The sequence below is a fragment of the Flavobacterium branchiicola genome (genome assembly GCF_018383905.1).
Classification (GTDB): Bacteria; Bacteroidota; Bacteroidia; order Flavobacteriales; family Flavobacteriaceae; genus Flavobacterium; species Flavobacterium branchiicola.
In genome coordinates this window covers 659,534-672,848 of sequence record NZ_JAGYWA010000003.1, presented here as the reverse complement: position 1 = coordinate 672,848, position 13,315 = coordinate 659,534, and the positions used below count along the sequence as shown (strand labels likewise).

The following is a 13,315-nucleotide window of genomic DNA, read 5'->3' as shown; positions in this document are numbered from 1 at the left end:
CTAAGGCACGAAGTTTTTTATTTTTTCTCGCGTTTTTTTGTCATTCCGAGGAACGAGGAATTACACTAGAAGCTCCGTACAGGATTTCGCCAATCTTTGTCGATATGCGAGTGCGATCCTTCCTTCGTCAGGATGACAAACTGTATCAAAAATAAATCCGCTCAATCTGCAAAATCTGCGTGAAACAAAAAAACTTAGCCCCTCAGCAACTTAGAACCTTGTTTACTCAACAGAAATCCTCAAATATTCCCCTTTAAAACTTTGATTCAATGCTGTCATTTCGATTGGAGTATTAGAACCGTCAGGAATCACTTCGATAGAAGCTTTTCCGTTTGCCATTCTTATCGATTCGCTTCCGGTTGGAGTTCCTTGATTTTTTAATGTTTTTCCACCTTTTAAACATTGAAAATAAACACTCGCTTCATAATCCAAGCAGCGTAAATTATTATTGTCAATAGCAATTGCGGTTACCAAGTAATTTCCATTTTTCAATTTCTCTGATGATAATTGTAAAGAAACCGCCGTGTCATTTTTATTAAAGCGATAATTTACTTTTATAGTATCCGAAACTGTTTTACCGTCTTTTGTTTTTCCAATGGCAATTAAAATATTTTCACCTTTTGCAAAATTGACATCCCAAGTTAAACCATTTGCGGGATATAGAGAAAGATTTCGCTGTTTTTCTCCCAATGATTTTCCGTTATGAGATAAAGTGACTTTATCGCAATTACTAAAAACACTGATAGTTCTTGGCGTGTTTTCAGGCCCTTGACGTTCTGTCCACGTGTGCGATTCGATGTAGGTAAAAGGTACTTTTGCCCAATAACTTTTAAAAACATAATAAGCATCTTTTGGAATTCCGTTTCTATCAGTAAGTCCTTTTTGATTCATGTACGGAATATCATCTTCTGGACGTAATGGCGTTGCAAAATCCTTAAATGCCCATTGAATATTTCCCACAAACGTTGGGTCATTCTCGGATATATGCAAATGCCAGTCAAACAAATCAACTATATAATTTTCGCTCCAGTCACCAATTTGTGCAATATTCGCGACTTTCGTTTGTACAATTGCTTCTTCCCAGCCTTCGGCTTTTATAACATTTTCTCCCGTAACTGGGTTTTCGCTGTGACGGCCAACATGACTGTCTCCGCCATACTCGGCATGAATAAAATGTTTGTATTCTTTCTTGTAAACATCAATTGCTTTTTGATAGCTTTTGTAGCTTCCAGAATACCAGCCCGACCAAATCGAAGGCGAGAAAACATCTACAATATGTGAACCTTCATAATATTTTCTGATCGCTGTTTTTCGCGTTGGATCGAGTTTATGTGCGATATCATTCAATTCGGCTAAAAATGCATTTGTTTTTTCAGCATTATCTCCGTCAGGAAAATCAGGAAGCCAGTTCATTTCGTTTCCTAAAGACCAAATAATTATACTCGGATGATTGTAATTTTGGTTGATGATTTCCGGCAGCATATTTTTGGTATTGGTCTTCCAAACCTCATTTCCAATTCCGCCACGGCACCAAGGCAATTCGTCCCAAACCAATAAACCCAATTCGTCGCAAGCTTTGTAAACTTCTGGATCTTGTGGATAATGCGCCAAACGAACAAAGTTTGCGCCCATCTCTTTTATCGATTTCATGTCTGCCCAATGCTGTGCGTTACTCATGGCAGCACCAACTCCGGCTTGTTCTTCGTGACGATGCGTTCCGCGAATCAGCAAACGTTTCCCATTAAGGTAAAAAGGACCGTGATCTTTAAATTCAAACCATCTGAAACCTACTTTCTCTGAAATGCTGTCTTTAATTTGATTTTTTTCTGATAAAGTAGCTGTCAGTTGATATAAATTAGGTTTTTCGGTATCCCAAAGTTCCGGGTTTTTGATGTTTTCGAAAGTGATAGTCGAAGTTTTATCCGAAACTGAAATTGTTTTACTAGCTGCTTTTTTTCCTTTCGGAGTTTTTAAAGTAACCGTTAACGATAAATCTTTTGAATTATCCGGATTTACAATAGAGGAAACGATCTGTACCGAAGCTTTTTTAGCAGAAACTTCAGGAGTTGTAATTTTAATATTCTCTATATGATTTTTGTGTTTTGAAACTAGCCAGACATCGCGCGTGATCCCGCCATAAATAAAGAAATCGCTTTTTTGAGACGGAATAATTTCGATATCATAACTATTATCCACGCGAACAAAAATAGCATTGTTTCCTTCTTTAATTAAGTTCGTAATATCTATAGAAAAACCGATATAGCCGCCAATGTGCGATCCGGCTTCTTTGCCATTTACATAAACTTTGGTCGTTACATTTGAACCTTCAAAATATAAAGAATAAAGGCGATTTTTATCGATTTGCGGAATATTCAGTTGCTTTTGATACCAGCTGGCATCACGTCGGTAACCTGGCATTAAGTCCGTAGCATCTTCGGCATTCCACGTATGTGGTAAGTTTAACGAAACCCAATTTGAAGCTTTTTGTGCTTCGTTGAGGTTTAAAGTATGATTTTCTAGGTAAAGCCAATTGTCATTAATGTTCGTCTTTGTCTGAGCAAAACTGCTGCCCAGGCAAATTTGAAACAAAACAAAAAGCGCAATACTTGAAAAGATATTATTTTGATATAATGAGTTCTTCATAAGATATTTTTAGTTTCTGAGGTTCTGAAAGTGAGGTTCTGAGGGACTAAGATACTGAGGTTGCGATGCTGGAAATCTTTGTGGCTTAGTCCCTTAGTACCTTAGCACCTCAGTACCTTAAGTTATTTTTTCTCAACAACGCTTCCAAAAAATAATAATCGGCATAAATTATTGGTTCGTCAATTTCATCGTGTTTTGGCCAGTTTCCTGTGCTGTGATCAAATAGAAAAGGTGCCTTAATTTTTGTATCCAAAATATATTGATCTGTTTGCACCGAAGCCATTAGTTTATCGGCGAAAGCCAAATAACTTTTATTTTGGGTATAAGTATACAATTCGTATAATCCTGAAGCCATTACCATTGCGGCAGAAACATCGCGAGGAGCATTAGGAATGTTAGGATCTTTAAAATCCCAATATGGAATTCCGTCTTCTGGTAAGTTTTTATTCGTCATAAAAAACTTTGCTGTTCCTTCCGCTTGTTTTAAATAGGCTGGATCTTTTGTATATCGGTATGACATCGTAAATCCGTAAACTGCCCAAGCCTGACCGCGCGCCCAAACCGAATCATCATTGTAACCCTGAAGCGTGGTTTTCTTTCGAACTTCACCCGTAGTTGGGTTATAATCGATAACGTGATAACAGGAATTGTCTGCTCTAAATTGGTTTTTTAAAGTGGTGTTGGCATGCTGAATGGCAACATTGCGGTATTTTGGATTTCCAGATATTTTGGATGCTTCAAACAGCAATTCCAGATTCATCATATTGTCAATGATTACAGGGAAATCCCAAATTTCTTTATTGAAATCCCAAGAACGAATTGAACCTACTTTTGGATTAAATCTCGTGCATAAAGTTTCTGCGCCTTTAACAATTACCGCTTCGTACTCTTTCTTGTTTTCCACTTTCAGCGCTTCTCCAAAACTGCAAAACACTTTAAAACCTACGTCATGCGAATTATTATTGACACTTTCCTTTTTACTAAAAGGCGTCCATTTTTCTGCTTGTTCTTTGTATTTAGAATCGCCTGTAAGTCGGTACAATTGCCAAAGATTTCCGGCAAAGAAACCGCTTGTCCAGTCTCTTGAAGGCACTTTGCGAATTTCCAGTGTTTTGGTATTCATACTTCTCGGGATCGACATTGAATCGATTGGATAATCGAGTAGCATTTTGTAGCGCGTTTCCAGTTTTTCTGTTGCTGAGGTTGTTTTTGGTTGAGGATTAATTCCGGATTTGCATGCTGTTGTCAGCGATGCAAACCCAAGAATTAAACAAATGAAACTAACTTTATTCATAGTAAATATTTTGTAATCGTGATTTTTTGGAACGCGGATGACGCTGGTTTCTGCGGATTTTTTTATTTCACGCAGATTTAAAAAGATTTTAGCAGATTCAAACAGATTAATTTTGAAATGCGTTAAAAAAAAATATTCTCTCGCAGATTTTGCAGATTTTGGGGATTTTTTTATCTAATACATATTGATTGTAATTAGATCTGCCAAATCTGTGGAAAAAATAAATCTGCGTTATCTGCTAAAATCTTTTTAAATCTGCGTGAAACCAATTATGCGAAACGGGAAAAAAAATCCGTTCAAATCCGTTCAAATCCGTGTCATCCGCGTTCAATTAATAACCCGGATTATTTGGTTTTAAATTCGGATTAATAGCCAATTCGGTTCCCGGCAACGGCCATAAATAATCTTTGTTAGGATCAAAATTAGCATGCGGTTCTAAGCCATTTGGACCAAAAACTTCCGGACCATTTTTAAGCCTTTTAATATCGTACCATCTGATATATTCAAAAGCCAGTTCTAATCTTCTTTCGTCAATAACCATTTTTCTAAAATCGGCCTGAGAAAGCCCCGGAGTCACATTTGCCGGAAAAGAAACCAATTTTCCTGCTTTGTTTCTCGCTCTTGCACGAACACGGTTTACATAACCATCGGCTTCTGTAGTTCCCGGAGTGATTTCGTTTAAAGCTTCGGCAGCGGTTAATAAAACTTCAGCAAAACGCATGGTAATGTAATTGTGTTGCGAAGTTCTTCCATTAGCACCAGCTTTTCCCGGAAAACGGAAATATTTCGCAATATGCGGACGTGGCGCTTTCTCGTTATCGCTTGAAGGATAAACCTGCAAAGCTCCACCTGGACCGGTTTTCTTTCTGATAATAGTATCAAAACTTACGGCTCTTCTGTAATCTCTCTGATCCCAAGTGTTGAATACTTTTAAGGAAGGAACAGCAACCGAAAATCCTTGTCCGTAACTGTAACTGTCATCTTTTAACGATCCTGTAAAAAACGCTGTATAATCCTGACCGTAATTTCCAGAGGTTAAGTTGTTAAAGTCAATAGTAAAAAGAGGTTCTTTTAATGAAGCCGTTTTATTAGCATTAAACAAATCCTGAAAATCGGCATCAAGACCTAAACCAAATTTGGCTTCATTTGTAATAACATATTTTGCTTCATTATACGCTTTTTGATATTGCCCTAATGTTAAATAAACAGAAGCTAAATATCCTGCTGCAGTACCTTTTCCGGGAACGGCTTTTACTTTTGGTTTATCATCCAGCCATTGTTTTGCAAATTCCAGATCGGCAATGATTTTTGGATAAACGTCAGCTTCTTTGGTTTTAGTTATCGAATTAACCTGATTGACATCATTTACGACAAAATCAATATAAGGAATATCGCCAAAAAGGCGCACTAAATGATAGTAAGTAAAAGCTCTCGCAAAATAAGCCTGAGCCACAATTGCATTGACTTTTGCAGGATCTCCCGGTGTTTTTTTAGCACCTTCAATTGCCTGATTTGCTGCCGTAATAATCACATACGATTGCGGCCAAAAGTTGGCTACAAGCGCATTGGTATCGTTCATACTCATATCGTTTACATCGATACGGGCTGCCTGCGTTGTTCTGTCGCCAATATCAGACATATCGTCGCGAAGCATTAAGGCAATTGTAAATTCTCTTCCCCAGTAATTATTATGGGCGATGTTGGCAAAAGCGCCGTTTACAGCAGCTTGTAAATCATCAGTATTATTAAAAAAGTTGTCTGGACGAATAATTCCCACCGGATGTTCTTCCAGATCAGAACAGCTAAAAAAGGCAAGTGTTCCGAAGAAAAGAAAAGCTATATATTTTTTCATGATAGTTGTAATTAGACTAAAATTTGATATTGAATCCCATTGTAAATGTTCTCACATTTGGATATCCTCCATAATCCAATCCTAAATTGGTATTACTTCTGGAGTTAGTGTCGTTTAAATAATTGGTTTCAGGATCTGAACCCGGATAATCGGTAATCGTCCAAAGGTTTTGCCCGCTGATATAAAAACGAACTTTGCTCAATCCCATTTTCGAAACAATTTTTTCATCCAGACTATATCCGATAGAAATGTTTTTCAAACGAATGTAACTTCCATCATAAACAAATCGTGATGTAATTCTTTTTGTTCTTGCAGCATTTGCAGGAACATTAGTATCTGTATTTGTTGGTGTCCAGGCATCTAAAACTTCAGTTGTAGCATTGTTATTTCCGGAAGCCAATTCCATCAAAGTATAGTTTAAGATTTGACCTCCTTGTGAACCTTGAAAGAAGATATTCAAATCCAGATTTTTATAAGTGAAATCATTATTGAATCCGAAGATGAAATCAGGATTTGGATTCCCGATAATCGTTTTATCCTGAGAATCTAATTTTCCGTCGCCATTGTAATCTCTGAATTTTTCTCCACCCGGAGTAGTTTCAAAATTCCCCGGTAAAACGGTTTCTCCTTGTTGAATTACACCATCATAAATAAATCCGAAGAAAGAACCAACGGGTTGTCCAACTCTCAAAATCTGAGACTCTGTTGCCAAAAAGTGACCCGGAGCAGAATTGATTAAAAGGTCTTTATTATCTGCCAGTTTTAGTACTTTGTTTTTGTTTGAAGAAATATTAAAATTGGTTGACCAGGTAAATTCGGCACCGATAAAGTTTTTAGTATTTATTCCCAATTCCCAACCTTTATTTTCTAATTCGCCCACATTCTGAAGCTGTGATGCAATTCCCGAAACGCCCGGAAGCGGTCTGTTGAACAATAAATCTTTGGTAATTGTTTTATAATAATCGGCTGTAAGACTGATTCTGTTATCAAATAAACCCAGATCAATTCCGTAATCCTGCTGATAAGAGGTTTCCCATTTTAAGTTCGGATTATCTAATGAAGTCAATTGAACCGCATTTACAATCACGTCACCACTTACATCATAAATTTCTGAGAATCTTGATAAAGTAGAGTAGGCGCCAATGGACGGATTTCCTGTTGCTCCGTAACTTGCTCTTAGTTTTAAGTTGGAAACCGTTTTGTTATCCTTTAAGAAATTTTCCTTGCTAATATTCCATCCAATAGCTCCGGAAGGAAAAGTTCCGTATTTATAGTTTTTACTAAAACTTGAAGAACCGTCACGTCTCGCTGTAAAGGTTAGTAAATATTTATCGGCATAATCAAAATTCAACCTTCCAAAAGCCGAAATTAATTCTGTTTCGGATAAATTAGAATCCGGTTTTAAAAATACAGTTCCGGCACCTAAATTATGATACGAATTGGTATTGGTCAAAAAACCTCTTGAAGCAGCATACGAACTTTCGTTTTTATTTTTCTGATACGAATATCCACCCAACACGGTCAAAATTCCTTTGTCGATAATTTCACGCTTAAAAGTCAAGTAATTCTCTGTAAGGAAAGAAGAAAATCTAGTATTGTTAACAGAAGCTTCTCCTTTAATGTTTTTTCCGGAAATTAAGGTAGAAGGTGTATATCTTCCGGTTTGTGAATTATTATCGGTTAAACCTAAAGTCGTTTTAAAATCAAGATCTTTTGTAATTTGATACTGAGCAAAGAAATTACTTCGGTTTACAATCGAAACCGTTTCAAGAATATTTTCCATTGCTGTTGCATACGGATTGTCGATATCGTCTCCAATTGGTGCGGTAGAAGTATACGTTCCATCAGCATTATAAATTCCTTTATCTGGCATAAAACGGTAGGCAGAAGCAATTACACCTGCAGCACCAGTTCCTCCAGCACTAGTCTGGCTTACGATTCCTTCTTTGTTTTGCTTGCTTGTAAAAGTGTTTAAACCTACTTTAAATTTAGCACTTAAATCGGCCTCAAGATTGGCCACAATCGTGTATTTGTCAATTCCTGAATTAATTACAACTCCGTTTTGATTGAAGTAAGTTCCTGATAAATAATAACGCACATTTTCTGAACCGCCGGAAAAAGACAATTGTGTATTCGAAATCATTCCGTCACGATAAATTACATCCTGCCAGTCTGTATCTGCAGGACCTTGTGTGTGCGTGGTGAAACTTTTTCGGTATGCCGCAAACTGATCTGCATTTAATAAATGCAATTTGTTATTTACCGATTGTACAGAAGTCGAATTGCTGAATTCAATTACCGGTTTTCCAGGTTTTCCTTTTTTTGTTGTTACCATGATAACCCCGTTTGAACCTCTTGATCCGTAAATAGCCGTTGCCGAAGCATCTTTTAAAACCTCAATTGAAGCAATATCCTGAGGTGCCGGCATCGACACGCCCGCAAAGCCATCCACAACAATAAGAGCATCACCGCTGGCATTAATAGAAGTTCCTCCACGAACCCTGATTTTAACCGGAGCGCCCGGTTCACCACCATTATTGGTCATTACCGAAACCCCTGCTGCACGACCTTGTAAAGCTTGTTCTGCATTTAAAAGCGGATAAGCAGTAAGCTCTTTTGCCGTAACAGAAGATACAGATCCTGTAATGTCACTCTTTTTTCGGGTTCCATATCCTACAACTACGACTTCATCAAGATTTTTGGTGTCGGGTTTTAAACTTACATTGATAACACTTTTAGTTCCCACAGGAACTTCAACAGTTTGGAATCCGACGAAATTGAAGACTAAAACGGCATTTTTTTCTGAAACAATTACGGTGTAATTTCCATCCATATCGGCAGAAGCTCCCACAGAGGAATTTTTAATATAAACATTGGCACCAGGAAGCCCGAGTAAATCTTCGCTCGAAGTTACCTTGCCGGTAACTTTTCGTTCCTGTGCATTCATCATGATATTTACCAGTAAAAAAGATACCAGTAAACACCATTTAAACGATTTGTTTTGTTGGTCTGTAAACATTCATTTTTTGGTTTTAAGGTTAATAGTTAGTAAAGTAGAAAAGCAATAAACTCATTCCGATAATGACAATTACAAACAGAATTTGCAGCACTAAGAATTTCATTTTTTTGTTTTTCATATCGCAAATGTATACGTCGAAAAAGAAATAGAAATACAAAAAAGGGTATCTAAAAATACAGATACCCTTTTTTAAGTCTTTAAAAATAAGGATTGTTTAAAATACTACCGAAGATTTGTAAAATTTATCAGCGTATTGTGATGGCGTTTCCCCATACTTTTTCTGAAAGCATTTGCTAAAGTATTTCGGATTGTTGAAACCTACTTTATAACTGATTTCAGAAACGGTTAATTTGTTTTGTTCTAATAATTGAGCCGCACGTTTTAACCTGATTTCGTGAATGAATTCATTTGGCGTGCAATTCGTCCAAGCTTTGATTTTTAAAAATAACATGGTTCGGCTTACGCCTAATTCGGAACAGAAAAACGGAATATCAAATTGTTCATTCGAAATGTTTTCTTCAACAATTTTAAAAGCCTTTTTCAATAGTTCTTCATCGAGAGAAGAAACGGTGATTTCTGACGGAACAAAACTGTCTTCGCTTGAAAACTTGATTTTTAAACGTTCGGTCGTGTTCAGAAGGTTTTTAACACGAAGCCTGAATTCCATTAAATTAAATGGTTTACTGATATAATCATCGGCACCGCTTTCTAATCCTTCAAATTTGTAAACCAATGAAGATCTCGAAGTCAGTAAAATAACCGGAATATGACTGGTTTTAATGTTTTCTTTAATTTTAGAACAAAGCTCAGTTCCTACCATTTCGGGCATTATGACATCAGAAATAATCATATTCGGAACAAATTTTAAAGCTTTTTCTAAAGCGATTTTACCATTTTCAGCTTCGATAATGTTGTAGTCTTTTTTGAGAAGATTTTTCATGAACTTTCTCAGCACTTTATGATCTTCAACAATTAGAATTGTTTGTTTTTCTTCGTTTACAATTAAATCTTCGATATCATCATTTTCGATTATTTCTGAAGGTTCCAATTGAGCATTGTATTGTTCGATATCATCACTGATTTTAAAATCAGAAATAATCTCAGTGTGTAAAAGATGTTCGCGTCCAAGCGGTAAAGTCACTTTAAAAATAACACCGCCAGTAGTTTTGTTGGTAACATCGATTTTTCCTTTATGCAATTCGACAATGTTTTTTACTATCGAAAGTCCGATTCCAGTGCCTTTATTATAGTTTTTCTGAACCTGATTGTGCATCGGGATTTCAAAAAACAAATCAAAAATTTTATCGATATGCTCTTCAGAAATCCCAACACCCGAATCTTCAACAGCAATAAAAAGATTTTGCTGATCTTGGTTGATTTTAACTTTAATGGAACCACCTTTTGGAGTGTATCTAAAAGCATTCGAAATCAAATTATAAAAAACACGTTCGAGTTTGTATCGGTCAAAATAAACCAGAATTTCTTCATTTTCTGTTTCAAAAGTATAATCGTAACCGCCGTCTTTGGCATATTCGATAAAGGATAAAAAGATTTCTTTAGTGAATTTGACAATGTTTCCGTTTGCAGATTCTAATGTAACCTGATGATTTTCGAGTTTTCTGAAATCCATTAAACGATTAATCAGACTCAACAAATGATTGGCACTTCCTTCAACAACCAGAAGCTTTTTGTACATTTCGTTTGTTCCGTTGTAATCGGACAGAATTTGTTGCAATGGCCCTAAAATCAAAGTTAAAGGCGTTCTAAATTCATGCGAAATATTGGTAAAGAAATCTAGTTTCAGTTTGTTATTTTCTTCAATTCGCTGTGTTTCCAGATATTCCAGTTCGAGTTTTTGTTTCAGTCTGGCTTTCGATTTCATAATCCAAATCAAACCATATAACCCCAAACCTATTATAATTCCATACAATAAAAACGCCCAAATACTGCGCCACGGAGCAGGATTTACAATTACAGTCAAAGTCGTTGGAGTCTGATTCCAAACCCCGTCATTATTGGCTCCCCGAACTTCAAAAGTATACGTTCCCGGATTTTGAATTGCAAAATTGGCTTCGCTGTTTTTAGTCGTTGTCCAGTTATTTTCTAATCCTGTTAAACGATAACTGTATTGATTGTTTTTGGATCGAATGTAATTTGGAATTGCAAAACTGATCGAGAAATTGGCCTTGTCATAATCTAAAGTAATTGTTTTGGTAAAACCAATACTCTGTTCTAAAATGCCGTCTTTATCATGTGCATTTACAGTTTCGTTTTTAATTTTCAAATCGGTAATTAAAACCTGTGGAGCATAATTATTTAAAGAGATTTTGGTTGCATCAAAAAACGTTGCACCTGACGGACTTCCAAAATAAAATTGATTTGAACTTAATTTTAAAGCCGAATTATCATTGAATTCATTACTTGCCAAACCATCTTTTTGATCGTAAATAAGTATTGATTTTTTAGCGGTACTGTATTTTATAATTCCCTGATTAGTACTAATCCAAAGATTTTTATCATCATCTTCTAAAATCGAATGAATAGAAGTAATGACCGAATTTCCGACTTTAAGATTGATACGGCTGAATTTTTTTCCATCAAAATAATGTAGTCCTTTTGCTTTTGTTCCCACCCAGATTTTGTTTTGAGAATCCTGAAACAAGGTCAGAACATCATCACCGGATAAAGCAGCGTGATCATAGAAAAAATGCTGTATAGTATATTTTTTAGGATTAAAATCTCGTAACGGTATACGATTTAAGCCATTTTGAGTGCCGACCCAAAGTGAATTTTGTTTGTCTACCAAAAGCGTTCGCACAATATTATTGGTTAGGAAAATGGGTTTTGTATTGTCGTTGCCGATAATTTCAGAAGTCTTATTTGTGGTATTGTACCGAATTAAGCCTTTTCCAAAAGTTCCAATCCATAAAATGGAACCTTCCGTTTTAAGCGAATAAACGCCGTTTTCTTTTAATGATGCGGCTAAATCCGTGGCAATTCTGTTGTCCTCGATTCTTCTAGTTAAAGTATTATAAGCTGATAATCCTTTCGAAAAAGTACCAATCCATAAAATATGATCATCAGAAAGACACATTGCTTTAATATCATTTTTATTGGCTTGTCCGGTTTTACTGTTGATGTAACTTACGGCTTCGGTGTTTTTATTGTAAATAGTGATTCCGCCGCCTTCAGTTCCAAAATAAATGTTTTGGTTTTTATCGGCAATAATCGAACTGACCACATCAAAACTCATCGGAATCTTTTTTGAATTCTGATTGTAGTTGGAGAAATTAACGTTTGAAGCATCCCAAAGATTCACGCCTTTGTAATAACAGCCAATCCAGATCGAACCTTTTTTATCCATAAAAAGAGATTTTACTTTGTCGATTCCGTTACTGTTATTGCTATTATTTATTTTTTGCAGACTTTTATCTTGCCCCAGAATATAAATTCCGTCGTAAGCACCAATCCATAAAGAACCTTGATTGTCAATTGCTAAAGATCGAATATCCGTATTGATTTCATTGTATTTTTCATTCGATAAAAAGGAAACATATGCATTCTGTTTTTGATCGAATTTTAAAAGTCCTTTGTTTTTTGTGCCCACCCAGAGAGTACCGTCTTTTTCTTCAATAACCGATTGAACAGTCAATAAATCGACATTATTTAAGGGATAATTTTTAAAGATTAATTTCCCATTTTTTCGATTCGTTAATTGGCATAAACCTTTTGTAGTTCCAATCCAGATATCGCCTTTTTTGGTTTTTAAAATGCTTAGAATATTGTTGCTAGGAAGGGTAGAAGGATCATCATCCGAATGAAAAACCGAAGTAAACAATCCTGATTTTTTATTGTAAATTGTTAATCCTTTAGAAGTTCCAAACCACATTTCGTCACCAATTTCTTTTATGCTCCAAACCGCATTATTGCTAATAGTATGATTGGCTTTGGTATGGAGATATCTTGTAAAACGGTTCGTAACCGGATCGTAGCAGTTCAATCCGTTGTAAGTTCCCACCCAGATTTTTCCAGAGCTGTCTTCTTCAATGGCTAAAATATCATTGTTGCTGATAGAATATTTATCGGTGGTATCATTTCTAAAAATCGTAAATCGGCTTCCATCGTATTTATTCAGACCATCACGTGTTCCAAACCACATTTGCCCTAATTTATCCTGATGAATAGCAATGACAGAACTCTGCGAAAGCCCGTCGGTCGTAGAGAAATTTTTAAGACGGTATTTATTTTGGGAAAATAGATTCCCAGAAATAAAAAGTAAAACTAGAAAGACGCTCGTGTATTTCATAGTGTGGGTTTTTAGATTCAAAGTTGCAAAGTTTTTTTGTCTCGCAAAGGCGCTAAGACGCAAAGTTTTATATGTTCATTTAAATAGTTAAGTACTGTATGTCATTTCGACGAAGGAGAAATCTCCACAAGTAACTCCGCTGCAATAAGCCAATCTTTGTAGAGCTTCTCGCGGAGATTTCTCCTTCGTCGAAATGACAAA

The 13,315-nt window shown here is 36.0% G+C and carries 5 protein-coding genes; all 5 read right to left on the bottom strand.

From position 1 onward, the window contains the following. Nucleotides 1-222: 222 nt before the first annotated feature. On the bottom strand, nucleotides 223-2,643 hold the full coding sequence (locus tag KHA98_RS09705) for a glycoside hydrolase family 2 protein (RefSeq protein WP_213257634.1): 2,421 nt from the start codon (nucleotides 2,641-2,643) through the stop codon (nucleotides 223-225). A 109-nt stretch (nucleotides 2,644-2,752) separates the two neighbouring features. Continuing rightward, nucleotides 2,753-3,937, bottom strand: coding sequence for a glycoside hydrolase family 88 protein (locus KHA98_RS09700; protein WP_213257633.1), 1,185 nt, complete (start codon nucleotides 3,935-3,937; stop codon nucleotides 2,753-2,755). 331 nt (nucleotides 3,938-4,268) lie between these two features. After that, entirely contained in the window at nucleotides 4,269-5,789 is a 1,521-nt protein-coding gene (locus KHA98_RS09695) for a RagB/SusD family nutrient uptake outer membrane protein (protein ID WP_213257632.1), read from the bottom strand. 16 nt (nucleotides 5,790-5,805) lie between these two features. Continuing rightward, the gene (locus tag KHA98_RS09690; RefSeq protein ID WP_213257631.1) at nucleotides 5,806-8,808 is read right to left on the bottom strand and encodes a SusC/RagA family TonB-linked outer membrane protein; all 3,003 of its coding nucleotides are present in this window, start codon (nucleotides 8,806-8,808) and stop codon (nucleotides 5,806-5,808) included. A gap of 214 nt (nucleotides 8,809-9,022) precedes the next feature. Beyond that, nucleotides 9,023-13,114 carry a two-component regulator propeller domain-containing protein gene (locus KHA98_RS09685; protein ID WP_213257630.1) on the bottom strand — a complete coding sequence of 1,364 codons (4,092 nt, stop codon included), beginning with the start codon at nucleotides 13,112-13,114 and terminating at the stop codon, nucleotides 9,023-9,025. Nucleotides 13,115-13,315: the final 201 nt, after the last annotated feature.